Annotated in this window: 24 protein-coding genes; 6 read left to right on the top strand and 18 right to left on the bottom strand. The window is 35.7% G+C overall.

Features of this window, described 5'->3' with window-relative positions:
- Nucleotides 1–2: 2 nt before the first annotated feature.
- Together EGI24_RS15470 and EGI24_RS15475 are read right to left on the bottom strand one after the other, a co-directional pair.
- Nucleotides 3–602: a glutathione peroxidase gene (locus EGI24_RS15470; protein ID WP_255049397.1), complete on the bottom strand. Its 600-nt coding sequence runs from the start codon at nucleotides 600–602 to the stop codon at nucleotides 3–5.
- A 12-nt stretch (nucleotides 603–614) separates the two neighbouring features.
- The gene (locus EGI24_RS15475) at nucleotides 615–1691 is read right to left on the bottom strand and encodes an acyl-CoA desaturase (protein ID WP_255049398.1); all 1077 of its coding nucleotides are present in this window, start codon (nucleotides 1689–1691) and stop codon (nucleotides 615–617) included.
- Between the two features lie 355 nt (nucleotides 1692–2046).
- Between EGI24_RS15475 and EGI24_RS15480 the strand changes: the two genes are divergently transcribed.
- Nucleotides 2047–4332 carry a UvrD-helicase domain-containing protein gene (locus tag EGI24_RS15480; RefSeq protein ID WP_255049400.1) on the top strand — a complete coding sequence of 762 codons (2286 nt, stop codon included), beginning with the start codon at nucleotides 2047–2049 and terminating at the stop codon, nucleotides 4330–4332.
- 18 nt (nucleotides 4333–4350) lie between these two features.
- Here EGI24_RS15480 and EGI24_RS15485 read toward each other — a convergent pair whose 3' ends face one another.
- The gene (locus tag EGI24_RS15485; protein WP_255049401.1) at nucleotides 4351–4689 is read right to left on the bottom strand and encodes a hypothetical protein; all 339 of its coding nucleotides are present in this window, start codon (nucleotides 4687–4689) and stop codon (nucleotides 4351–4353) included.
- 269 nt (nucleotides 4690–4958) lie between these two features.
- Nucleotides 4959–5678: a pyridoxine 5'-phosphate synthase gene (locus EGI24_RS15490; RefSeq protein WP_255049402.1), complete on the bottom strand. Its 720-nt coding sequence runs from the start codon at nucleotides 5676–5678 to the stop codon at nucleotides 4959–4961.
- A gap of 82 nt (nucleotides 5679–5760) precedes the next feature.
- Here EGI24_RS15490 and EGI24_RS15495 point away from each other — a divergent pair, with 82 nt between their 5' ends.
- Together EGI24_RS15495 and EGI24_RS15500 are read left to right on the top strand one after the other, a co-directional pair.
- Nucleotides 5761–6210 (top strand): GatB/YqeY domain-containing protein, encoded by a 450-nt coding sequence (locus EGI24_RS15495; protein WP_255049403.1) that lies wholly within the window; start codon nucleotides 5761–5763, stop codon nucleotides 6208–6210.
- A 3-nt stretch (nucleotides 6211–6213) separates the two neighbouring features.
- Nucleotides 6214–6753: a CvpA family protein gene (locus EGI24_RS15500; RefSeq protein WP_255049404.1), complete on the top strand. Its 540-nt coding sequence runs from the start codon at nucleotides 6214–6216 to the stop codon at nucleotides 6751–6753.
- A 20-nt stretch (nucleotides 6754–6773) separates the two neighbouring features.
- Here the strand turns inward: EGI24_RS15500 and EGI24_RS15505 are convergent, their stop codons facing one another.
- From EGI24_RS15505 to EGI24_RS15540, 8 genes are all read right to left on the bottom strand, one after another.
- Nucleotides 6774–7457, bottom strand: a complete 684-nt coding sequence (locus EGI24_RS15505) for a hypothetical protein (RefSeq protein WP_255049405.1) — start codon at nucleotides 7455–7457, stop codon at nucleotides 6774–6776.
- A gap of 247 nt (nucleotides 7458–7704) precedes the next feature.
- Entirely contained in the window at nucleotides 7705–8406 is a 702-nt protein-coding gene (locus tag EGI24_RS15510; protein WP_255049406.1) for a zinc metallopeptidase, read from the bottom strand.
- 292 nt (nucleotides 8407–8698) lie between these two features.
- Nucleotides 8699–10093 (bottom strand): NAD(P)(+) transhydrogenase (Re/Si-specific) subunit beta, encoded by a 1395-nt coding sequence (locus EGI24_RS15515; RefSeq protein ID WP_255049407.1) that lies wholly within the window; start codon nucleotides 10091–10093, stop codon nucleotides 8699–8701.
- Nucleotides 10094–10114: 21 nt separating this feature from the next.
- Nucleotides 10115–10432 (bottom strand): NAD(P) transhydrogenase subunit alpha, encoded by a 318-nt coding sequence (locus tag EGI24_RS15520; RefSeq protein WP_262926204.1) that lies wholly within the window; start codon nucleotides 10430–10432, stop codon nucleotides 10115–10117.
- 6 nt (nucleotides 10433–10438) lie between these two features.
- The gene (locus EGI24_RS15525; protein WP_255049408.1) at nucleotides 10439–11566 is read right to left on the bottom strand and encodes a Re/Si-specific NAD(P)(+) transhydrogenase subunit alpha; all 1128 of its coding nucleotides are present in this window, start codon (nucleotides 11564–11566) and stop codon (nucleotides 10439–10441) included.
- Nucleotides 11567–11793: 227 nt separating this feature from the next.
- Nucleotides 11794–12543 carry a hypothetical protein gene (locus EGI24_RS15530; RefSeq protein WP_255049409.1) on the bottom strand — a complete coding sequence of 250 codons (750 nt, stop codon included), beginning with the start codon at nucleotides 12541–12543 and terminating at the stop codon, nucleotides 11794–11796.
- 22 nt (nucleotides 12544–12565) lie between these two features.
- Nucleotides 12566–13447, bottom strand: a complete 882-nt coding sequence (locus tag EGI24_RS15535) for a DMT family transporter (protein ID WP_255049410.1) — start codon at nucleotides 13445–13447, stop codon at nucleotides 12566–12568.
- Nucleotides 13444–14235 carry a TatD family hydrolase gene (locus EGI24_RS15540; protein ID WP_262926205.1) on the bottom strand — a complete coding sequence of 264 codons (792 nt, stop codon included), beginning with the start codon at nucleotides 14233–14235 and terminating at the stop codon, nucleotides 13444–13446. The genes EGI24_RS15535 and EGI24_RS15540 overlap by 4 nt, the downstream gene beginning before the upstream one ends.
- A 196-nt stretch (nucleotides 14236–14431) precedes the next feature.
- On the opposite strand from EGI24_RS15540, the gene EGI24_RS15545 reads away from it, so the two are divergent.
- Nucleotides 14432–14659: a FeoA family protein gene (locus EGI24_RS15545; RefSeq protein ID WP_255049571.1), complete on the top strand. Its 228-nt coding sequence runs from the start codon at nucleotides 14432–14434 to the stop codon at nucleotides 14657–14659.
- Nucleotides 14660–14663: 4 nt separating this feature from the next.
- Nucleotides 14664–16766: a ferrous iron transport protein B gene (gene feoB, locus EGI24_RS15550; protein WP_255049411.1), complete on the top strand. Its 2103-nt coding sequence runs from the start codon at nucleotides 14664–14666 to the stop codon at nucleotides 16764–16766.
- Between the two features lie 4 nt (nucleotides 16767–16770).
- Here feoB and EGI24_RS15555 read toward each other — a convergent pair whose 3' ends face one another.
- The 5 genes from EGI24_RS15555 to EGI24_RS15575 all read right to left on the bottom strand — a co-directional run bounded on the left by EGI24_RS15555 (nucleotide 16771) and on the right by EGI24_RS15575 (nucleotide 21375).
- Entirely contained in the window at nucleotides 16771–17868 is a 1098-nt protein-coding gene (locus tag EGI24_RS15555; RefSeq protein ID WP_255049412.1) for an exo-alpha-sialidase, read from the bottom strand.
- Between the two features lie 160 nt (nucleotides 17869–18028).
- On the bottom strand, nucleotides 18029–18655 hold the full coding sequence (locus EGI24_RS15560) for a hypothetical protein (protein WP_255049413.1): 627 nt from the start codon (nucleotides 18653–18655) through the stop codon (nucleotides 18029–18031).
- Between the two features lie 73 nt (nucleotides 18656–18728).
- A complete protein-coding gene (gene xerD, locus EGI24_RS15565) occupies nucleotides 18729–19619 on the bottom strand; it encodes a site-specific tyrosine recombinase XerD (protein WP_255049414.1) in 891 nt (296 codons plus the stop codon).
- A gap of 2 nt (nucleotides 19620–19621) precedes the next feature.
- Nucleotides 19622–20038: an OsmC family protein gene (locus EGI24_RS15570; protein WP_255049415.1), complete on the bottom strand. Its 417-nt coding sequence runs from the start codon at nucleotides 20036–20038 to the stop codon at nucleotides 19622–19624.
- A gap of 62 nt (nucleotides 20039–20100) precedes the next feature.
- A complete protein-coding gene (locus tag EGI24_RS15575; protein ID WP_255049416.1) occupies nucleotides 20101–21375 on the bottom strand; it encodes an aminopeptidase P family protein in 1275 nt (424 codons plus the stop codon).
- A 43-nt stretch (nucleotides 21376–21418) separates the two neighbouring features.
- Here EGI24_RS15575 and EGI24_RS15580 point away from each other — a divergent pair, with 43 nt between their 5' ends.
- Complete coding sequence (locus EGI24_RS15580) at nucleotides 21419–22957, top strand: S8 family serine peptidase (protein ID WP_255049417.1); 1539 nt, start codon at nucleotides 21419–21421, stop codon at nucleotides 22955–22957.
- On the opposite strand, the gene EGI24_RS15585 is transcribed toward EGI24_RS15580, so the two are convergent.
- Nucleotides 22954–23763, bottom strand: coding sequence for an N-acetylmuramoyl-L-alanine amidase-like domain-containing protein (locus EGI24_RS15585; protein WP_255049418.1), 810 nt, complete (start codon nucleotides 23761–23763; stop codon nucleotides 22954–22956). The two genes, EGI24_RS15580 and EGI24_RS15585, sit on opposite strands and share 4 nt — an antisense overlap.
- Nucleotides 23764–23765: the final 2 nt, after the last annotated feature.

Consider the following 23765-nt stretch of genomic DNA (forward strand, 5'->3'; position numbering starts at 1 on the left):
TTTTAAATACCAACTGCTTGGAGGAATTCTGGATTTTCTGGTGTAATTTTTGACTCAAAGAAATGAGTTAATTTGCCATCTTTATTGATGAGATACTTACAAAAATTCCAAGAGGGTTCTTTGTCATTCCATCCGTTTAGGTCTTTATTGCTCAGCCAATTGTAAAGAGGTGCTTTATCTTTGCCAGACACTTCTATTTTCTCGAACATTCTGAAAGTAACACCGTAATTCTTTTGGCAAAATTCTGCTATTTCTTCACTGCTACCAGGCTCCTGAGACATAAAATCGTTTGCCGGAAATCCTAATACGGCTATTTTATCCCCATATTTTTCATGGAATTTTTGCCAATCGGCATATTGAGGAGTAAAACCACATTTTGAGGCTACATTAATTAGCACAACTGTTTTACCTTTATATTCTTTCAAACTAACTGGTTTTCCGCTAAGGTCATTGACCGTAAAATCATAAAAAGAGCCTTTTAAATTCATGGTATCGTTTGATGATAGAATTGTTTGTTTTTTACTAAAGATATTTTTAATTAAATTCTTGTTGAAAAATGCCATTCCACCGAGGATTAAAAATGTGATGATTATTAATTTCATATTATTTGTTTTTTATGAAACACCCAATTGCTTCAACATGTTTATATGTGAACCCAATGCAGGGAAAAAACCGCCTTTTGAGTTATAATACAAACCGAATTCTTTGGCAGTGTCTGCCACTATTTTTGAAAGATCTCTGTAATAAATATGCGAAATTTTTGGAAAAAGATGATGTTCAATCTGAAAATCTAAACCACCGATGTACCAAGAAAAAAGCTTATTTTCCCCAAAAAAGTTTGAAGTAGTTTTAAGTTGATGGACAGCCCAAGCATTTTCAACACAGCCATTTTCGTCAGGTATGGGTTGAATTGCTCCTTCAACCACATGTGCTAACTGAAAAATGGTACTCAATATCAGTCCAGCGACACAATGCATGATTAAAAATCCTAAAATCCACTGGCCAAAACTGATGTCCATCAATACCATAGGAACTACAAAAATGAAAACAACGTAAAGTAGCTTTGTCGCTATAAGAATGGTCAATTCTCTTCTTGAAAAAGGTTTCATGATACCATCTTTTGCCAATTGATTGAAAAGACCAATTTCTTTAAAATCTTTCCATAAGAAAGAAACGGTCATCAAACTGTACAGGAAAAAAGCATAAATATGTTGAAAACGATGAAAGAATTTCTTTTTCGCAGCCACATTTAGCCTGAGCATAAATTTGCCTGTTATGTCTTCGTCCATATCTAAAATATTTGTGTAGGTATGGTGAAGCGTGTTATGTTGCATTTCCCAGTTATATGCATTTCCTCCTAGAAAATAAATACTTCCTCCGAATAGTTTATTTACCCATTTTTTTTCAGAAAAAGTACCGTGAATGGCGTCGTGCATAACGCCCATACCTGTGCCTGCTATTCCTATACCCATCAGTACCAATAAGCATACATTGATTAGTGTAGAATAGCCACCAAACAGTACGAAAAAATAAGGAACGAAATATAAAGAAAGCATAATAATAGCTTTTATTATCAAACTATTTCCACCAGACTTTGGTAGGTTTTTTTGCTGAAAGTATTCATCCACTCGCGTTCTTAATGACGTAAAAAAGGTGGCTTGGGTTTTGTTGATAAACTTAATCTTTTGCATTTACATAGGTTTTTTTAATACTCCTTTGTTACAAATTTCGCCTTTTTTTTTGAAGAAAGCAAATTGTACTTTTTGTAGAAATTAAATATTTATCAATTAACGACCGATTGAATAATTTGTTCTCAATAAGCATAATAAGTTTTAATACTTTTTGTCAAAACAATGATTTCTAGACATTTTTAAGCATTTTCTTGTGAAACAGTTCATTTGCTTAATTTGTGTTTTGCAAGTATTTTAGTTTTTCTGATAAACAATCCAATTTAAAGGAAAGGGACGACTTTTGTTAAAATGTTCTTTCATCATTAATTTAATAATTCTTTACATGGCCTATCTTTGTGAAAACAAAAAGAATTAGGTGATAGATTTTTTAGCAGAACTTAACGAACCACAGCATCAAGCTGTCACACACGAAAACGGCCCGTTAATGATAATTGCGGGTGCTGGATCGGGCAAAACTCGCGTTTTGACCTATCGAATTGCCCATTTGATGGGTAGCGGTGTCGATGCATTCAATATTCTTTCTTTAACTTTTACCAATAAAGCTGCGGAAGAAATGCGACACAGAATTGAGAAAATCATCGGCTCTGAAGCTAAAAATCTTTGGATGGGTACTTTTCACTCTGTTTTTGCTAAAATTCTACGTTTCGAAGGTTTTAGGTTGGGTTATACTTCTAACTTTACCATATACGATACTGACGACAGTAAATCTTTGTTGAAAACTATCGTAAAAGAGTTTCATCTTGATGACAAAACTTATAAACCCAATTTCATATTAAACAGGATTTCAGGTGCTAAAAATAACCTGATATCATGGCAGATGTATAACGAAAACCCCGTTTTTCAGGCTGAGGATATTTCTGCCCAAATGCCTGAAATCGGACGGATTTATAAAACCTATGCACAACGGTGTTTCTCTGCCAATGCCATGGATTTCGATGATTTATTGTTCAATACCAATGTCCTTTTTAGGGATCATCTAGATGTACTGAACAAATATCAGCACAAATTTAAGTACGTCATGGTAGATGAGTTTCAGGATACCAACATCAGCCAATATCTTATTACACGCAAGCTTTCAGCTGTTCATCAGAATATTTGTGTGGTAGGTGACGATGCCCAAAGTATATATGCCTTCCGTGGTGCCAACATTCAAAATATCCTCAATTTTAAGAAAGATTATCCTGATTTGAAGGTAGTTAAGCTGGAGCAAAATTATAGGTCAACAAAAAATATTGTCAATGCGGCGAATTCCCTAATCGCTAAAAATAAAGCTCAGTTAGAGAAAAAAACATTTTCTGACAATGAAGAAGGCGATAGGATTGAGGTAATCAAAGCCCATTCGGACAACGAGGAAGGTAAAATCATAGCCAACACCATATTTGAGTCCAAACATCAAGGACTTCGTAATCAGGACTTTGCGATATTGTACAGAACCAACGCACAATCAAGGGCTTTTGAAGAAGCTTTACGCAGGTTAAATATAAAATACCGGATTATTGGTGGCTTATCTTTTTATCAAAGAAAAGAAATAAAAGATCTATTGGGATATTTGAGATATACAGTAAATCAGCAAGATGAGGAAGCGTTTAAACGCATCATTAATCTTCCCAAAAGAGGAATTGGCGATTCTACAGTGGCCAAAATAGTGGTTACGGCTTCCGAAAATCAAAAGTCAGTTTGGGAAGTTATTTGTAACATCAAACAGTATTTGGAAGGAAGAGCGATAAATTCCATAGACACTTTTACCAATCTCATAAAGAGTTACATCATTATGGAAGAGGAGGGAAAAGATGCCCATACCATTGCTATGAATATCGCTAAAACTACGGGAATTTTGCATGAATTGTACACCGACAAAACCGTTGAAGGTGTTGCTCGACATGAAAACGTGCAAGAATTACTCAATTCCATCAAACAGTTTGTGGATAATCCTGAAAACGAAGACAAAACCCTTGGTTCGTTCTTGCAGACGGTTTCTTTGCTCACAAACGCGGATCAAGAAGAAGACGGCGACCCAGACAAAGTAACCATGATGACCATTCACGGTGCAAAAGGCTTGGAGTTTAAACATGTTTTTGTGGTAGGATTGGAAGAAAACCTTTTTCCTTCACAGATGATGCTACGTAGCCGGGAGGATTTGGAAGAAGAACGCAGGTTGTTTTATGTGGCCATTACCAGAGCAGAGAAAAAACTAACCCTGAGTTATGCGGAGCAACGCTACAATTGGGGAAAACTCAATTTTTGTGAAAAAAGCCGATTTATTGACGAAATAGACCCTGCCTTCCTCAAATTTGACGACCGTGGTTCAAGTTATACACCCAAAGGATTTGATTTTGAAGCGTTTGGTAGAAAAGAAAGGCCTGTAGTAACTGCCCCGCCAACTAGGTCTCAAGCTATAGCAAATCTCAAACCTGTGTCGCAAGCCAAGTCAGCTGCAATACATGTACCTACTGTGGATTTTGTGCCTTCAGACACCAAAAATCTAAAGCCCGGTGATAAAGTAGAACACCAAAAGTTTGGTTTCGGAGAAGTTAAAAAACTGGATAATTTGGGTCCTACAGCCAAAGCGGTTATACATTTTGGCTCAGAAGGAGAGAAAACACTGCTGCTTAGTTTTGCTAAATTGAGGATTTTGGAGTGAGAATTCGTTTTTTTGTATTCAGTAAATAATTGAGGCTTTGATTTTGGTAGTCTTTCTTGGCATTTCCAAAAAAACAATTTCAACGCAGCCATTTTCTTTAGCTGAGTATATTGAATATTTTGAAACAGAATCCAACCCAGAAGAATTGCAATAAATCGAGTTAACTTTTTTAAGATTAAGTCCGTTACGCTTGGTGTAATTTTCTAATTGAGGATATAGTTGATTTTCTTTTAAGTTTGAATCATATACGACCTCGTAGCCTGCACTAATATTTGGTGAATCACCTCCAATGTGGTTGTAAATTGGTTTGTTTATTGGATATAAAATAGGGAAATTGACAATAAAATCATTATCCATCACCAAGTACCATTCTAAGGTGCCTTTTTTTACATCATAATGATCTAATATACTTGTTTGGAAAAAAGCATTGAATGATAAAAGAAGAGACAGAAAAAAGGAGGCGAAGGTCCATGGAGTTAATATGAAATCTTTAACACTGGTAAAAAGGAGTATTTTTTTACGCTTAAAAAACGATTTGAGAATTTTAAAAATTAAACCAATTAGGTTTAAAATAAAGAAATACAAAATAAAATATAAGAGGCAAAAAAACAGTGTTTTCATATTACTTAACCTTCCAACTGCCTCAAATACAATTGAATAGTATTTTCCAAGCCATAATAAAGGGCATCGCAGATCAAGGCATGGCCAATGGATACTTCCAGAAGTCCAGGAATGTTTTTGTAAAAGTAAGCCAGGTTTTCTAGGCTCAAATCATGCCCAGCATTTATTCCAAGTTCTACTTTTTGAGCCATTTCGGCTGCTTTTATAAAGCTCTCGATCGCTTTTTCAGGACTTTTGGCATATTCAGCAGCGTACGATTCGGTGTAAAGTTCAATTCGGTCCGTTCCAGTTTCGGCAGCGGCTTCTACCATTTCTGGGTTTGCATCAACAAAAATGGAAACCCTTATTCCCTCTGATTTATAGATATTTACAATTTCTTTCAGTTTGCTTTTGTAGCTTATGGTGTCCCAACCTGCGTTGGAAGTAATGGCTCCGAGTTCGTCAGGAACCAATGTGACTTGTTCGGGTTTTACAGCCAAAACCACCTCTTGAAATCTGCCCTCCGTAGGGTTTCCTTCAATGTTGAATTCTGTTTTTACAACCTTTTTTAAATCGAAAACATCTTGATATTTGATATGACGTTCGTCTGGTCTTGGGTGAACGGTGATTCCTTGTGCACCGAAAATCTCACAATCAATAGCTGTTTTAACTAAATCAGGCATGTTTCCACCTCTTGAGTTTCTTAAAGTTGCTATTTTGTTGATATTGACCGATAATTTTGTCATTTTTGCATTCTCATTTATGGGTCCAAAATTACGATTTTTATTTTGGAATGATTTTTAAAAACTACAATAAATAATTTAAAAAATGTCGTTAAAAACACAAATAGACGCAGATATTAAAGCAGCTATGTTAGCCCGTGATGCAGCTAAGTTGTTGGCTTTGAGGGATATAAAAAAGGTTATCTTGATAGAGGAAACCAAGCCAGGTGCTGAAGGGTTGACAGAAGCAGATGAAATGCGTATTTTGCAAAAAGCCGTAAAACAACGCAAAGATTCAGCAGAAATCTACAAAACTCAAAACAGACCTGAACTTCTTGAAAAGGAATTGGCAGAGATTGCCATCATAGAAACTTATTTGCCAGCAGCCATGTCGGCTGACGAATTGAAAGCTATAATAGCCGAAATTATAACGAAAGTAGGAGCGAGCTCGCCAGCAGACATGGGGAAAGTGATGGGCGTAGCCAGCAAAGAGTTGGCTGGAAAGGCAGAAGGAAGGGCAATTTCTGAAATGGTAAAAACACTTTTGGCTCAGTAAGAAATGGCCATAATTGACCTGATACTAATTGTACCGGTGCTTATTGGTGCTTTTAATGGCTACAAGAAGGGCTTGCTGATGGAGATTTTCGGCATAGCAGCCTTTGTTGTGGCCATCGTTATTGGATTTAAGTTTTTAAGCTTTGGTGCTGATTTTTTAGAAAATATTTTTGGAAAGGAAAATTTGGTCACTATTTCTCCTTATTTGAGTTTTTTTGTAGTTTTTCTTCCAACTATATTCTTGCTTAGGAAAGCAGGTTGGGTGATGAGGAAGGCAGTAAGACTTACTTTCTTAGGTACGCTTGATGGGCTTTTAGGGGCATTTTTAGGAGGTTTTACTGCTTTGTTTGGGATAAGCGTTTTTTTATGGATATTCTCCAAAACTGGGATAGAATTACCCCCAAAATGGATGGTGGACAATCAATATTATGATTTTGTCAAAACATTTGCTCCAAATATGATTTCAAAAATTTCTGATTTGATCCCAGGTGGAAATTGGGTGGTATATCTAGGTAATCTAAAAACACGATTTGAAAATTCATAGTTGTAGTCAAATTGTGAAAATTAAACCTCAATATGATTGTCTTTTTTGATTTTAATAGATTGAATTAGGCCATTTACAAATAAAAATTTGGATGCAAACAAAGAAGACATTACTAAAATATGATAATTCTTTGAAGGTGATATGTAAAGGAATAATACTGAAATAATATTTGATAGTAAAAGCATCCATACGCTACCGTGGATTTGCCAATTTAGAAGCTTATTTTTAAAAGTGTAGGCAATGAAGAAACTGAATTGTAGAATTCTGATAAAAACAATAGTTTGAGTAGTAAAGCTGAACATTGGAAAGAAAAAGTAAATAAAAATCATGCCCAAGGAAAATATGATTATTAGTTTTATGAACTCATCTTTTATCGATTTGTCCTTAGGATAAAAATAATGTGTGATGATGAATAGTTGGATTTGGGCTTCAATGATGTAAATTATGAGGGTTGATTGTAGGTAGTTAACGCCATAAGGAATTACATGAGTTACTACCAATCCTAAACTGCCAAAAATAATACTAGCAGCAAGTAAATTGCCAATAGGTTCAAATTTGTATTTTTTATAAGACAAGAATCCTAGGTATGCCACTGGAATAATTAGGATCCGCAGGACTAATACTAAATTAAAGTATTTAAAATACTCGCCAATAATGTCAATAATGGCAAAAACGAAGAACACAAAAATAAACAACTTTTTCAAAATCTGTGTTTTTGTTTTTCGTCTAAGGTACAATTATATTTTGATTTCGAAAATTTCGATGTTGTTTTTATTCATAAAAACTGTTGAAATTAAGCATGGTTTGTCCAAAATTCAAATATATACCGCTCAATAAGTAAATGATTTTTAAGAAAAACATTTAAGATAGTTCTTAATAAGCTCATAAAAATATTTTCAAAAAAAAACCTCAACATAAATGCTGAGGTTTATTCTTATATTTTGAGAAATTTCAATCATCTCGTCTTCCTAAAAACATCATTACGTAGTACATTAAGTTGGCAATTGCTGCTAAGGCTCCAACTACATAAGTTCTCGCAGCCCAATCCAATGCATCTTTGGCCATGGCATGTTCGCTTTGGTTTACTACGTTACGGTTGGTCATCCATGCTAAGGCTCTCTTACTAGCATCATATTCTACAGGAAGGGTGATCAATGAAAAGGCAGCCATAGCACCATTGGCAGCAATAAGTACTATTAACAGTATATCCCCCATCGCACTGCCCTGCGAAAGCATATAGATACCACCGAACATCAAAAACATGTTGAGCATACCCATTACTTTAGAAGCCACGTTTACTGCAGGAACCATTGCTGAACGCATTTTTAAAGGTGCATAGGCCATGGCATGCTGTACCGCATGACCGCATTCGTGTGCTGCTACTGCAGCAGAAGCCGCACTTCTACCATGAAAAACATCTGCACTCAAGTTTACCGTTTTATCTAATGGATTGTAATGGTCAGTCAATTGACCTTCAACTTGGGTAATTTTTACATCATAAATATTGTTATCATGCAACATCTTTTGAGCTATTTCTGCTCCGCTTAGGCCATTGGCCAATCCAATTTTAGAATACTCAGCAAACTTGCTTTTTAATCGGCTGCTTACAAACATACCAATCAGCATAAAAACAACTCCAATTATTATAATCATCTTTCTTTAGTTAAATTTTTAATAGAAATACACAAACTTTAGACATAAAACAATGAATTAGGTAACAGGGTTTCTCCTAACGTATTTTTTATTGATAAGTGGATATTTTAGGATATAAATGAATGCTTTTCTTTTTGAGTTAAAACAAATTGATTAAATAGTAACGAATCTTTAGGCCTCCTAATTTGACAAAAGCTCAAAAAAAATACAATCAAAAAGTTTAAATTAGTTAATCAAATTCGAATTACAAACAAAGCTAAAATAGCTTTTTGATTGGAAAAGGGAACAGAATCTAAAGCTCTTTCAATTCTGCAACCAACTTGCCGATAGATGCTTTTGCATCACCAAACAGCATAAGACAGTTATCGTATCCAAAAAGCTCATTTTCTATACCGGCATATCCTTTACCCATGCTTCTTTTGCTCACAATCACTGTTTTGGCTTTGTCGGCATTCAATATGGGCATTCCAAATATCGGACTGGCAGGATTATTCCTCGCTGCTGGATTAACCACATCATTAGCTCCGACAACAAATACCACATCAGTTTTACTGAAATCGTCATTGATTTGCTCCATTTCTACGAGCTTGTCATAGGAAACATTTGATTCAGCTAATAGCACATTCATGTGTCCAGGCATACGTCCAGCCACTGGGTGAATGGCATATCGAACATTTACTCCTTCTTTTTCTAATAATTCCTCTAGTTCATGAATAACATGTTGAGCTTGGGCAACTGCCAAGCCATAACCAGGAACAATAATTACATTTTGAGCATATTTCATTAAAATGGCCACGTCTGATGGGGTGGTACTTTTAATAGTTCCAACAAATCCATCATCAGCACCTACTGCTGCATTGCCACCTCCAAATGATCCAAAAATCACATTCATAAGAGAACGATTCATGGCGTTACACATCAAAATGGTCAACAATGTACCAGCAGATCCTACCAATATTCCGCCTGTAAGCATTACTTGGTTGTCATACAAAAATCCACCGAATGCGGCAGCAAGGCCGGTGAAAGAGTTGAGGAGTGAAATTACCACGGGCATGTCTGCCCCACCTATTGGCAATACAAACAACACGCCGTATCCCAATGAAAGAATCAAAAGGAGATACAGATGAAACATAGCAGGTAGCTGGATGGTGATAACCAACATACTTACTATCAATAAAAGCAGTACAATTGTAAAAATGTTCTGAGCAGGCAATCTGAAGGTTTTTTTCATAATTTCCTGAAGCTTCAAATAGGCTATAATGCTACCAGAAAACGAAACAGAACCAATAATAAGCCCAAGAAGGATAGTAATAACCGCTCCTGTAGAGGCAGTGTCATGTAAATGCTTGTATTCAACAATCGAAATTAGTCCAGCACAGGCTCCGCCCATTCCATTAAATAAACTTACCATTTGTGGCATGGCGGTCATTTGTACTTTGTTGGCAGATAGCCAGCCAGCTATTGTTCCAATGGCAATTCCACCAAAAATCCAAGCGTAGTTTCCAATTAAATGTCCTTCTTCATTTTTATGGAGAAAAATGGTACCTATGATGGCTAAAGTCATTCCACCAGCTGCCAAGAAGTTACCTTGACGTGCTGTTTTTGGCCCTGAAAGCATTTTTAAGCCCACTATGAAGGACACAGAGGCAAGAAGATATATAAGGTATAACCAATATTGATTTTGCATTTTTTGAATTCGATTTGATACTTATTTCTTTTTCTTGAACATTTCTAACATCCTGTCGGTCACCACAAAGCCACCTACTACATTTAGCGTACCTAAAATAACCGCTAGGAAACCCAAAATTATGGCCAGCCAATTACCTTCTTCAGCATGGCCCATCACTATGATTGCTCCTATCACCACCACACCGTGAATGGCATTGGCTCCTGACATTAGGGGTGTATGCAATGCCGATGGTACTTTTGAAATGACTTCAATTCCGACAAAAATCGAAAGAATAAGAATGTAAATTATTTGGATGTTTTCTCCAAAAAAAGTGATAACGCTGTTTATGATTTCCATTTTTACTTAGATTTTTTCTAAAATACTTTTTGTGAATGTGTGAACCAATTCTCCTCCATGGGTTATCAACGAGCCTTTGGTTATTTCATCTTCCAAATCCCATTTGAATCCATTTTCATCTGTTAAATGAAAAAGCAACGTTGAAATATTGGTCGCATATAACTGACTGGCGTTTATAGGGAGCAAGGCTGGCAAATTGGATTCTCCGATAATTGTGACACCATGTTTTACCACAGTTTTGTTAATTTCAGAAACCGCACAATTTCCTCCAGATTCCACGGCCATGTCCACAATTACCGAACCCGTTTTCATTGACTTTACCATTTCTTCGGATACCAAAACAGGTGCTTTTTTGCCGATTACTAATGCAGTTGTAATAACCAAATCCGCCTCTTTTATTTTAGCTTCAACCAGTTCTTTTTGTTTTTGTAAAAACTCTGCTGAGACTTCTTTGGCATAACCACCCTCTATTTTTACGCCTTCTACACCTTCCACAGTCAAGAATTTGCCTCCTAAGGACTCCACTTGTTCTTTAGTTTCTGGCCTGACATCTGTGACTTCTACCACGGCCCCAAGTCTTTTGGCTGTGGCAACTGCCTGAAGGCCAGCCACTCCCGCCCCAAAAATTAGAACTTTTACAGGGGTAATAGTTCCTGCGGCTGTCATCAGTAAAGGGAAAATTTTGCCAAGAGCATTGGCTCCTAACATGACCGTTTTATAGCCCGCCAAATTAGCTTGAGAACTCAGTGCGTCCATTTTTTGAGCAATAGAAATTCGGGGAACAGCATCCATAGAAAAAGTGGAAATATTTTTAGGCTTAAGTGCATCTATTACAGACGGAATAGTGTAGGCATATAAGAAAGAAATGGTTACGATGCCTTCTTTCAATTGTCCGACTTCCTCTTCGGTAAAAGCGTTTACTTTTAGAACGACGTCAGATTGACAAATCTCTAATTTTGAGTGAATACTGGCTCCTGCATTTGAATAATCTTGGTCAGAGAAGGAAGACTGGAGGCCAGCTTCAGTTTCGATAGCCACCTCAAAGCCTTTTTTTAAAAGTTGCTTCACTGTATCAGGGGTGAGAGCAACACGGGTTTCAAGTAATTTAGTTTCTTTAAGTACTCCTATTTTCATGTTTTTTTGAAAAAGATATTAACAAGGTTGTAAAATTAAAATCAATTATAAGTATTAATATTATTTTTACATTTTAAAAATATTTTTGGTTAAAAAAGTATTAAAAAGTGTATTTTTAATAAATATCAGAACTATTATTTAATTTTTTACACCTTTTAGTCTAATTTTTTCAAAAAATAATTCAAAGCTCATCAGATTTAATTTGAAGAATTCAAACAGCATGGTTGCTATTTTATAATATCAAAGTATGAATTTGGAAGTCCTATTTCAGACAAATCGGAACCAGTATTTATATCAGAAATGATGTTGGTTATTGGGCCAATTTTGTGAGTTGTAGCTACTTTTGCCATAGTTTTGGTGGTAATCCAATTTTCCCAAGTTCCTTTTATTCCCCCAATTGGAAGTATTTTTACCCACATTTTAAAATAAAGAGGTCTATATTTTTCGTCTAAAACCCACAAATATGAATCACCGGGTGTAACCCCACCAGCGGAATAAGTCACCAATAAAGCATCTTTTTGATTCTCTATTTTTACGATTTTTCTACTAACCCCATTGTCAAAAACTTTGTAAGGAGCTATAAACCAATAAGAATCATTGCAGAACATGGCGTAGGCTTTGCCTCTCAAGACATCTAATTTCTTATCTTTAATTTGTTCATTCTTTATAAATGCTTTGCCTTTGTTCCATTCCTTTAAATTTAAAAAGACCAAGTTTTCTCCCCATTGAATGGATACTTTTTCATTTTTCTTATCCCAAACATATTTATGACTTCCCGCAAAGGTCCAAGAAACTAGGTTTGTGCTATCCCAAGCGGGTTTGTTTAATGCTACCAACATTTTATTCGCCAATTCGTCAGCTTTTTCTGGACTGTCTCCTATAGGTAGTTTTTCGTTTTTTGCAAAATATATTATTCCGAATGCACCTGTCAGGATAACCAAAATGATAATAAATATCTTAGCGATTTTTTTGATCATAATTTTGAGATTTTATTCAGTTTTATTGTTGAGTTTTTCTTTCTTGTCCCAAATATAAGCCAATAAGTACCAATAACAAGCCCATCATGGTGTGCCAGGTAAACGGTTCGTTGAGGATAAAAGAAGAAAAAATGAATCCAAAAATAGGGCATAAGAAAAGGAAGAAAGCTGCCTTGATGGCGTCAATTTTGATGAGTTTTAACCAAAGGTTTACTGCCAAAAGCGATACTGGAATGGTTAGCCAAAGAATGGAAAGTATGTTTTCTATTGAAAACAAGATAGGTTCTTTTTTTAAATATAAGGTAAGGGGCAACATGAAAATTCCTCCGAAAAGCACCTGCCATCCATTGATGGCAAATCTACTCAAATTCCATTTTTTTTCTGCAAAATACACTGCGGCCAAACTATAGCTTAGCATTCCTAAAAAAAGATAAGCCAAGCCTCGGAAAGTGGCAAAACTGTTTTGTAATAGGGGCCATACAGCTATAAATACACCTCCAAAGCCAAAAAGTAAGCCAAATATTTGCCGAGGTTCTATTTTCTTTCCTAAAATTAATCCACCAATAATCGCCATTAAAACAGGGCCAATGGAAACCGAAAGACTTCCAATACCTGCCGCAACTTCGTTGATGGCCAATACAAAAAGTGTTAAATAAAGCGTTACATTAAGAAAGCCAAATACAGAAAGTGCTATTATTTCTTCCCGATTCGGCCATTGCCATTTTTCGAAAACTGCGTGGTAGGTTAAAAGTAATATTCCAGCTAAGAAAAACCTGAATTGGAACAAGACCAATGGCTCCATACTTTGAATACCTATTTTAGCAGCAACGGATGCCGAAGACCAGAAGATGGCAAAGATTATTCCCAAAAGAATAAATTGGAGACCGGAGTTCAACTTTTTCATATCTCAATCAGTTTTTTGGCATTTACAGTAGTTTGAGATTTTACCTCATCTGCAGAAATCTTATAAATATCCGCAATTTTATCAATTACTAAATCTAAATAACTGACTTCGTTTCTTTTCCCACGATTAGGGACCGGTGCCAAGTAAGGTGAATCTGTTTCTAAAACAATCCTTTCAAGAGGTATATCTACTAGGAATTTATCCAAACCGCCATTCTTAAAAGTAACTACCCCACCTATTCCCAAAAGAAAGTTTATTGATATAACTCTTTTGGCATCTTCTTCATTTCCCGAAAAGCAATGAAAAATGCCCCGCAATTCTTTCCATCCAAATTCTTCTATCAAATCGCAACAACGTTGAATAGCATTCAAAGAATTGTCTTTTGAGTTTCTGGAATGAATGCAAATGGGTAGATTGTGTTTTTTTGCAAAGGAAAGTTGTTGTAAAAAAGTCTTTTCTTGCTGTGGTACAAATGTCAAATCCCAATAAAAATCCAAGCCGATTTCTCCAATCATTATGAATTTTCTTTTCAGAAGCCAGTTTTCAACAATTTCTAATTCTTTTTCGAAATCTTCGCCAACATAACATGGATGCAAGCCCATCATTGGTAGACATTGAGTTGGGTTTTGTTCTTCCAAAGCCAACATTTTCTCAATCGTTTCGTGGTTACAGTTCGGCATCCAAATTTGCTCCACGCCAGTCGCGAATGCTCTTTTGAGCATTTCGTTACGGTCATGGTCGAATTGCTCGTCGTAAATGTGGGCGTGAGTTTCGATTATTTTAGGCATAGAAAAAGGTCTATTTTTTCTACAAAATTACAGGTCTGCATCAAATATTGGTTTGTTGTAAAGTGAATTTATACGAATTGGTCGATTATGTTTTATTTATTCTGATATTGGTCATGTTTTTTGATATTTTCCTAGAAATAAAATATCACTTAGAACAAAATAACTTAGTTTTGCGTTACTATTTATAATAAGTCTAATTAGATTGAAGAGCGTAGCTGATTTAAAAGAAGGTGAAAAAGGGGTAATATCTGCATTTTTAGACAATAAACTTGCATTGAAGTTGCTAGAAATGGGTTGTTTACCTGGGACTGAAGTTACTTTGGATCACAAAGCTCCTTTGGGTTGCCCTTATTGTATTTCAGTATCTGAAGATTACCAACTCTCACTCAGAAAATCCGAAGCCATAACCATACTTATCGACTGAACCTATGATTGTTGCATTAATAGGAAATCCCAATTGTGGTAAGTCTTCGTTGTTTAATCACCTTACTGGATTACGACAAAAAATAGGAAATTTCCCTGGAGTAACCGTCGATAAAAAAGTTGGTTTTTGTAAAATAAGTGATGGCTCAGATATTCAAGTGATCGATTTGCCGGGAACTTATAGTTTGTATCCCAATTCGCTTGACGAACAAGTGGTTCTCGAAGTTCTTACCAATCAAAACCATTCAGACTATCCAGATTTAGCAGTTATTGTTGTTGATTCTTCCAATCTTAAACGTAATCTTTTACTTTTCGAAGAAGTAAATGATCTCGGTATTCCTACGGTTTTGGCTTTGAATATGTTGGATGTAGCCAATGAAATCGGAATTTCTGTCAATACGCCAAAACTTGAGAAAATACTTGGAATTCCTGTGGTTGAGGTAAATGCGAGAGAGGGTATTGGACTCGAAGGTTTGAAGTTGACCATCTTTAGAGCTTTAGAAAAAAAGCAAATTCACGAAAATGTAGAGGTGATTTCTGAAGAAATGAAACCTGCAGCCAAGGCTGTAAAGAAAAGGTTTTCTCTTAAAACTGATTATGCTGCCCTGCACTATTTAACACAAACCGACAAACTGACTTTTTTAAATTCGGAAGAAAAGAAGTTTTTGGGGAAAATCTCAGGAGAATTAAACCTTGACGCCGATGCTTTTCAGGCCAAGGAAGTCATGGATCGATATAAAGATATTGGCGTTACACTCAGCCAAGTGGTGGAAATTGAAGCTGAAAAGCATAATTCGCTTACCTTAACTCAGAAAATTGACAATGTTCTTATTCATCGATTCTGGGGTTATGTGATATTTCTTGGAATTTTATTCCTGATTTTTCAGTCAGTATTTACATTGGCCAACTACCCAATGGATTTGATAGACGGGGGGATAGCATCTTTAAATGATTTTCTAAAATCTGTACTCCCAGAATCCAAAATTACTGACTTGTTGACCGATGGATTGATTGCAGGAATAGGTGGCGTGGTTATTTTTATACCACAAATTGCATTTTTATTTGCATTTATATCCATTCTTGAAGAGTCGGGATATATGGCACGTGTGGTGGTTTTGATGGATAAACTTATCCGTAAATTTGGAATGAGTGGCAAAAGTGTGGTGCCTTTGATTTCGAGTATGGCTTGTACGGTGCCAGCCATCATGTCTGCCAGAACTATCGGAAATTGGAAGGATAGACTTATAACCATCATGGTTACGCCATTGATGAGTTGTTCTGCTCGTTTGCCTATTTATACTATCCTGATTGCCTTAGTTGTGCCTGATGATAAGCTATTTGGTTTGTTTGGTTTTCAAGGCCTTGCTTTGATGGGACTTTACCTTTTGGGTTTCTTTTCAGCTTTGGTTGGAGGTTGGTTTTTGAAAAAAATACTCAAAACCAACGAGCGGACATTCTTTGTAATGGAACTTCCGACTTACAAAAAACCAAGATGGAAACAGGTAGGTTTTACGATTTTGGAAAAAGTAAAAACCTTTGTTTTCGAGGCGGGTAAGGTCATTGTAGCGATTTCGATTATACTCTGGGTTTTGGCTTCTTATGGGCCAGGGGAGGGTTTTTCAAAAGCGGAGGAAAGAGTAGCAGCTCAAAATATTGGACTCACGACAGACCAACTTGAACCCAAAATTGCTGCTGAAAAACTTCAAAATTCCTATGCCGGTTTGTTTGGGAAATTTATTGAACCAGCCATAAAACCGCTAGGCTATGACTGGAAAATCGGAATAGCTCTTATCACCTCCTTTGCGGCAAGAGAGGTTTTTGTCGGTACTATTTCTACTATTTACAGTATTGGAGCAGAGGATGCCGACGATTCCACCATAAAATCTCGGTTGAAAAACGAAATAAATCCAGAAACTGGGGAGCCAGTGTTTTCTGTAGCCACTTCATATTCTTTGTTGATATTTTATGTTTTTGCCATGATGTGTATGAGCACCATTGCGGTAGTTTACAGAGAAACCAAGTCATGGAAATGGCCGATTATCCAATTGATATATATGAGTGCCTTGGCTTATGTTTCTGCTTTTGCTGTTTATTGGTTTTTGAAATAGACTTTTACCATTTCACTATTCTAAACACTATTTCTTTGTAGTTATCTCTTTCATAGAGCACTCCAATTTTCCTTTTACTTATTTTAGCTATATCTGAATAAGCCGTAAAGTCGCTTTTCCCATCTTGGGCATCTATTAAAATTGATTTCGACCAAGTTTTTCCTTCGTTTTTACTAATTCTAAGCGTAAGGTTATTGCGGTTTTTTATATCTGAAGCATTCGTGAAAGCAAGTTTCTTGCCACCAATATTTAATAGACTGCCTTCACAAACGGGATCTATAAGTCTTTTATCAAAATGTTCGGATATCCAGGTTTCACCATTATCCTTACTTATAGCAACTATTCTTTGTTTTACATCACCTTTTTGATTTCTTACATTTAGCATTAATTTATCATTGGATAATTCTGCAGCACTGGCTTCATTACTCCCTTTTAGTTCCAGACTTTGACTCAACTTGAATGTTCTTCCATGGTCATCAGAATAGAATGCATGTGCGTGATAGTCTTCAAATTGTGCTAAAGGATTGCCTTCACTGTGATTGGCGGGCACAAATAGCCTTCCTTTTTTTGATCCTTTAGTTAATTGTAAAGCATGCCCAGGCGTATTGGCGTACGATCGCCATTCTGAGGGTTTATGTGTTTGGGAAGTAATATCTATTGGAGCCGACCAAGTGTCTCCGTTGTCAGTAGAGGTGACATAAAGGACTTCTCTCTTTCCATTGCCCTTTCGCACTTCATTTTCATGGTTTGTCCCTATGTTATAAAAAAGGAACAATCGACCTTCTGGGTATTCTGGGTCTAAGAAATCAAAAACAGGGGCTGGATTGCCTGCTTGGAGTTTGTCATTGTCTATGACAATTTTCAGTTTGCTCCAAGTTTTTCCATTATCACAACTTTTTCGCATTACTAAATCAATATTGCCAAAATCTCCAGCGTTGTTCACTCTACCTTCAGCAAATGCGATCAAACATCCGTTTTTTGCAATAACCATTGCGGGAATTCTAAAAGACTGGTAGCCTTCAGTACCAGAAGTAAAAATGGGTGTTTGAGCGAAAGTGCTAAATGTTAATAAAAAGCACAATATAGAAACCTGAATTCTCATACTAGCTTAAAATATATACTTAAAAATGATATTGCAAAAGCACGAATAATTGACCATTCAATATCAAATATAAACTTATGAAAAATTTAGAAAATAATAATTTTTAATATTAACGAATTCAAGTTTTAAATGCAATTTATAAACCCAAATTAGTATTTCGTTATTTTAGAGTACTAATAATCAGTTTGTTTTTTACATAATGACATGTAAAGCCATTTATCCAAAGTTGAAAATATGGCTCGAAAGCATCTATAAGATTTAAATTTTCAAATTGTGGCCATTTAAAATAATTTGCTAACCATGGATCGTTAGATATAGAGTAATATGCTTCATCTAATATTCTAATAGGAGATTCAAAATTTAGAATTTTAACTATCCAGTCCAAAATTACGTGATAAATTATGTCGAATTCTGGAGTATTATAATCATGTTTTTCTTGATTATCTATCTCAATATCTTTAATTGATTGTAAATATTCGATCAGTTTTTTATTTCCAATTAGCAATGCTAATGCGTTAAGATTTGAAAGATGATTTTTCCCAATATTAATTAAATAACTTTCATTTTGATAAATATCAAAATTAGTTTGAATTTGAGAATCTCGATAATACATTTTCATGAGACGATTTAAGTATAAATTTCCATTGTTTAATGGTGAAAATACTTTTTCAAGACCTTCTCCCGAGGGCATGAATTCTGAAAAAAAGCCTAAAAGACTGTGCTTATCAGTATTTTCAGGTAAATTAAATTCTGAAATAAGATATTTTAAATATTCCGTTTTGTTCATTTTTATTTTATAAAAGCGACTTCTTTACTAATATTCAATCTGAAATCGTAAATCAATTCAATCGTCAATCACCTCATCCCCTCGGGTGAAATTCCTTCAAAGTTTGTTGTAAGTATGCTCTGTCCAAATGCGTATAAATTTCGGTGGTAATGATAGATTCATGCCCGAGCATTTCCTGAACGGCTCTAAGATCAGCTCCGCCCTCTACCAAATGCGTGGCAAAACTGTGTCTAAGTGTATGCGGCGAGATACTTTTATGAATTCCAGCTTTTTCTGCCAAGTCTTTGATAATTAAGAAAACCATCACCCTGCTAAGTGCTTTGCCTCTACGATTCAAGAAAAGGACATCTTCATGACCTAGCTCAATGTTTAGTTGCGAACGTACTTCATGAAGATAAATGTTTGAAAACTTTATTGCCTCTGTTCCAATGGGCACCAACCGCATTTTGTTGCCTTTTCCAACTACTCTTATAAAACCTTCCTGAAACAAACAATCAGATATTTTTAGATTTATTAGCTCCGAAACGCGTAAGCCACAGCTGTACATTACTTCAATGATAGCTTTGTTTCGAGGACCTTCGGGAGTGCTAAGATCAATGCTGGCCATCATGGCCTCTATTTCATGTAAATGTAGGGTTTCGGGTAGTTTTCTTGTGATTCTCGGTGAAGAAATAAGTTCTGAGGGGTCAGCGAGTATTAATTTTTCTAAAATTAAAAACTCAAAAAAAGCCTTAATTCCACTCAGGATTCTGGCTTGACTGGTGGCTGAAAGTCCCAAATCGTTTAAAAAAACCAAGAAATTATGGATGTCTTCATCCTTTAGCGATGCAATATGTTTAGTTTCTCCACAAAATTGGAAGAGTTTTTCGGCATCTCTGACATAAGATTCAACAGAATTACCCGAAAGTCCGCGTTCGAGTTTCAGGTAATTCTTGAAGTTTTTGATATGGTCGAGCCATGTCATGCTCAATTCAACCAATTGAAAATCATTTCTTGCTCAATATCAGGATGTAAACTCAGAGAAACCGGGCAAGTTAATGCCACTCTTTCATATCTTTTTTTATCTGAATCCGAAAGGGGTGGTTCACAAGTAAAGTCAAACTCGGCTATAATTTTGGCTATTTTTCTCGGAGCTTCAGAAGTCATTATTTTGGTAATTTGCACTTCTGTTCCATTAAATTCATGACCTGCATTTTGGGCTGCAATGCCAATTACTGTTATTGCACAAGCTCCCAATGAAGTGGCCGCCAAGTCAGTAGGAGAAAAGGCTTCGCCCTTACCGTTGTTGTCGGTCGGAGCATCTGTAACAACAGTTTTTCCTGATTTCAGGTGAGTCATTTCGGTGTTCAAGCCACCATTGTAAGTGATTTTTGAGGTTTTCATATTTTTTGTTTTTCTCGCAAAGTCGCCTAGCCGCTAAGTTTATTCTTTTGCTCTGCTAAACTTTATTTTTTCATTAAATTTTCTATTTCTATTATTTCCAAAGGAATATCTTTCATTAAATCTTCATTACCATTTTTTGTTATCAAAATGTCATTTTCTAGTCTGATACCGAGATTTTCCTCATTGATATATATTCCCGGTTCCAAAGTTAATAACATTCCAGTTTCTAAGGGTCTTTTTCTATCTCCAACATCATGTACATCTAAACCGAGGTGATGCGACACACCATGTGGAAAGTACTTTAAGATTGTTTTTGGGTCCTTGAGTAGTTCTGAAGCACTGCAAATTCCAAGTTTTACCAATTCTTTACCAATCAAGTTTTGGGTTTCTTTTTTTAGGTCCTCTATTGTGTTTCCAACTACCATTTGTTTTTTAATGGCTTGCATAACATACAAAACAGATTGATAAACTTCAGCTTGTCTCTCAGAAAATTTACCGTTTATAGGCAAAGTTCTGGTCATATCAGCTTTATAATTGCCATATTCCGCTCCGAAATCCATCAAAACCATCTCGTTGTTGTTACAAATTTCGTTATTTGTGATATAATGTAACACACATGCATTTTTACCAGAAGCCATTATCGGTTGAAAGGCATGATTTCTAGATCTTCCTTTATAGAACTCGTGACTTATTTCAGCTTCAAGTTCAAATTCATAAATTCCCACTTTTAGAAATTTAGCCGCTCTTTCAAAGCCTAACTTTGTGATTTCAATGGCTTTTCTTATCTGAATTATTTCTAAAGGATGCTTGATAATTCTCAGATTGTCAATTATTTCTGATGAATTTATGAAGTTTTTATTCTGGAACTTCCGCTTTAGAAGTGTAGTTAAATATTTTTCTCTCGATCTGAAAGCTGTTCCTTTTCCTTGATTTAAATCTATGTGTGTGTAAATATTTAGGCAATTATTTAAATATTGTTCTATTTTTTGCCAAAATGCTGAACTCCATTCCACATTTTCAATTCCAGAAATCTCACTTGCTTCTTCTTTAGAAAGCATTTCGCCTTCCCAAACGCGTATTTTTTCGTTGGTTTCTCGAATAAAAAGTATTTCTTGATGAGGTGTTTTTCTTTTGTCGATGATTAAATATCCATCTTCTTGATCGATGCCAGTCAAATAAAAGAATGTGCTATTTTGAATAAAACCGAAGGTGCCGTCGGCATTGGTCGGGAGTGGGTCATTGGTTGAAAAAATGGCTACAGAATTAGGTAAGATTTTCTCTGCAAACTTCTTTCTGTTTTCTCTATAAAAGCTATTTGCGATTTTTTCGTACCTCATTTATTTCAGATTATATTTGCAATAATATAAAAAATAGGCTCAATTGAATAGTTTGAAGTGTAGAATTTTGTTTTTTTTAGTTTTCTCATTTTTTATTTCTCAAGGACAAGATAAGTATTGGGTATTTTTCAAGGAACGGGATTTGTCTCAGAGCCAGCCAGTTTCTGATAAAACATATAAAAATAGAGAAAATCTCGGCATAAAAACCTACCAAGAGTCTGATTTCGGACCTTTTCAAGACCAAGTTAAGGTGTTTTCAGATTTTGGTTTAAAGGTGCAAAATACCAGTCGGTGGTTCAATGCAGTTTCAGTTTATTTGTCGGATGATGAGAGGAATAAAGTCCAATCTTTTCCTTTCGTAAAAGAAATTAGGAAGATTAATAATTGCCAATATTTAGCCACAAATAGCACTCCTAAAAATGAAGATGGAATTTATCTTTCCTATGCATTGCATCAAATAAATGCCGGGGTTTTTCTAGAAAAAGGTTGGCTGGGTGAAGGTGTCGATATTGGCGTTATAGATGGAGGCTTTTTTGGAGCAAATGAGGATGAAAGAATACAACATTTGTTTGAAAATAAGCAAGTTAAAGAAGCTAAAGATTTTTTTAGTCCACCGAAAATCGACTTTTATAGAGAAAAAAAATCAGAAGGTGAGATTCATGGTACCATGGTTACCACCGCGATTGCTGGTTTTAATCCTCAAAAAAAGCAACTTTTTGGTGTAGGTCTAAAATCTAATTTTTACTTCGCTCGTACAGAATCTTCTCAAAAAGAAGCAAGAATTGAAGAAGATAATTGGATTGCGGCCATTGAATGGCTGGATAGTTTGGGCGTAAGGCTGGCCAATTCTTCATTGGGTTATGCTACTGGTTTTACAAATCCTGCAGAAAGTTATAAGCCCGAGCAAATGGATGGTAAAACGAGTTTGATAGGTCAAGGAGCAAGAATGGCGGTGAATGAAAAGGGAATGATTTTGGTAGTTTCGGCTGGAAATGAGGGCGAAAATACAGTATGGGGAGGCATTGTGTCTACTCCCGGAGATGTGGAAGAGGTAATAAGTGTGGGTGCTAATGACAGCAATGGTTTAAAAATGGCTTATAGCAGTAAAGGTGTTGAAAATGTAGATTTTATAAAACCCGATTTAACTGTTTATTCTGAGTTTGGTACTTCTTTGGCAGCCCCTATAGTGACTGGAATTGTGGCCTTAATGATAGAAAAGAATCCAAATCTCAAATCCTCAGAAATTAAGGAGATTCTGAAATTTTCTAGTAGTCTATCTTCAACTCCGAATAATTTTGTGGGCTATGGTTTTCCTGACTGCAGTAAGATTATAGCGTATTTGGAAAAGATGGACTTGATTTCAAAGAAAACAGAAACTAGAAAAGCTAAAAAAAATATTGTAATCAAAACCACGCAAAATGAAGGAACTGCAATTTTCCATAAAAAAGATGGTAGAAATGTGATTTCTCAAGAGTTTGTTAAAGCTTTAGAGGGAAGGCTTGAAATCAAAAAAAATGAAAATGTAAAGCAAACAACTTTGATTTTGAAAGACCGGATAATAGAAATCCTATGGAAGAATTAACTCACTCTCAAGACCATAACGCCTGCATGTTTTTTTATCCTCATTAAATATTGTTGGAGGGTTTCTTCTGAGATTATCACCTTCTTTTTTTCAATGGAAGCGTGCATCAAATAAAGTTTCCCATTTTTTCTTACAGCAAACCCTTCGTGATTCACATCTAAGCCAGCCACTGTGCTTGTAAACGCAATGATATCTCCAGTTTTTATGGCTGGCTCGTAAGTAGATAAGTCCTCTTTTTTAATATGATATATGGCCTTTTTAGCCAGATTTTTCTCCATCAAAACAATTTCTTCCAGCACTTTATCGTCTTTTGCAAATGAAGGATATAGGTTTCGGTGCTGACTCATGAAGTTTATTTGTTTGTCCATTTTCACACCTAGAATCGGACTTAAATCTTTCAAATAGTGGTTCTTTTCAGCCGTTTTAGCCCAATCCGTGAAATAATGAATCCTAGAGCCATAGCCATCAATTTTGCTATTTCGGTATCTCAAATCTTGTAAAATTCTCATATAGTTTGCAAAAGTGGGTTCCTCCGAATGTTTGGCCAAGCTGATGGCCATTACATTCTCCACAAATGTGTAGCAATCAAAAGCATCGAGTTTGCAAATGAGTTTCTCTTCTGGACCCTCTAATGTCCCTCCTTGATAGGGCAAACCGAGAAAAGTTTGGCCGACCTGAAGAATAGTTTCATCTATACTTGCTTTTAGAGGAAGTTTTAATTTTTCCTCTACGAGCTTTTGATTAAACTGGGCCGCCAGATTTGTGCCTAACATACAAACAAATACAAATAGAAAAAGAGCTCTCATTT

It is taken from the genome of Lacihabitans sp. CS3-21, assembly GCF_024343675.1.
In the GTDB taxonomy this organism is placed as follows: domain Bacteria; phylum Bacteroidota; class Bacteroidia; order Cytophagales; family Spirosomataceae; genus Leadbetterella.

Coding starts and splice junctions, on each gene's coding strand:
- EGI24_RS15470 (WP_255049397.1), bottom strand. CDS start 602: ATGAAATTAATAATCATCACATTTTTAATCCTCGGTGGAATGGCATTT.
- EGI24_RS15475 (WP_255049398.1), bottom strand. CDS start 1,691: ATGCAAAAGATTAAGTTTATCAACAAAACCCAAGCCACCTTTTTTACG.
- EGI24_RS15485 (WP_255049401.1), bottom strand. CDS start 4,689: ATGGATAATGATTTTATTGTCAATTTCCCTATTTTATATCCAATAAAC.
- EGI24_RS15490 (WP_255049402.1), bottom strand. CDS start 5,678: ATGACAAAATTATCGGTCAATATCAACAAAATAGCAACTTTAAGAAAC.
- EGI24_RS15495 (WP_255049403.1), top strand. CDS start 5,761: ATGTCGTTAAAAACACAAATAGACGCAGATATTAAAGCAGCTATGTTA.
- EGI24_RS15500 (WP_255049404.1), top strand. CDS start 6,214: ATGGCCATAATTGACCTGATACTAATTGTACCGGTGCTTATTGGTGCT.
- EGI24_RS15510 (WP_255049406.1), bottom strand. CDS start 8,406: ATGATTATAATAATTGGAGTTGTTTTTATGCTGATTGGTATGTTTGTA.
- EGI24_RS15515 (WP_255049407.1), bottom strand. CDS start 10,093: ATGCAAAATCAATATTGGTTATACCTTATATATCTTCTTGCCTCTGTG.
- EGI24_RS15520 (WP_262926204.1), bottom strand. CDS start 10,432: ATGGAAATCATAAACAGCGTTATCACTTTTTTTGGAGAAAACATCCAA.
- EGI24_RS15525 (WP_255049408.1), bottom strand. CDS start 11,566: ATGAAAATAGGAGTACTTAAAGAAACTAAATTACTTGAAACCCGTGTT.
- EGI24_RS15530 (WP_255049409.1), bottom strand. CDS start 12,543: ATGATCAAAAAAATCGCTAAGATATTTATTATCATTTTGGTTATCCTG.
- EGI24_RS15535 (WP_255049410.1), bottom strand. CDS start 13,447: ATGAAAAAGTTGAACTCCGGTCTCCAATTTATTCTTTTGGGAATAATC.
- EGI24_RS15540 (WP_262926205.1), bottom strand. CDS start 14,235: ATGCCTAAAATAATCGAAACTCACGCCCACATTTACGACGAGCAATTC.
- feoB (WP_255049411.1), top strand. CDS start 14,664: ATGATTGTTGCATTAATAGGAAATCCCAATTGTGGTAAGTCTTCGTTG.
- EGI24_RS15555 (WP_255049412.1), bottom strand. CDS start 17,868: ATGAGAATTCAGGTTTCTATATTGTGCTTTTTATTAACATTTAGCACT.
- EGI24_RS15560 (WP_255049413.1), bottom strand. CDS start 18,655: ATGAACAAAACGGAATATTTAAAATATCTTATTTCAGAATTTAATTTA.
- xerD (WP_255049414.1), bottom strand. CDS start 19,619: ATGACATGGCTCGACCATATCAAAAACTTCAAGAATTACCTGAAACTC.
- EGI24_RS15570 (WP_255049415.1), bottom strand. CDS start 20,038: ATGAAAACCTCAAAAATCACTTACAATGGTGGCTTGAACACCGAAATG.
- EGI24_RS15575 (WP_255049416.1), bottom strand. CDS start 21,375: ATGAGGTACGAAAAAATCGCAAATAGCTTTTATAGAGAAAACAGAAAG.
- EGI24_RS15585 (WP_255049418.1), bottom strand. CDS start 23,763: ATGAGAGCTCTTTTTCTATTTGTATTTGTTTGTATGTTAGGCACAAAT.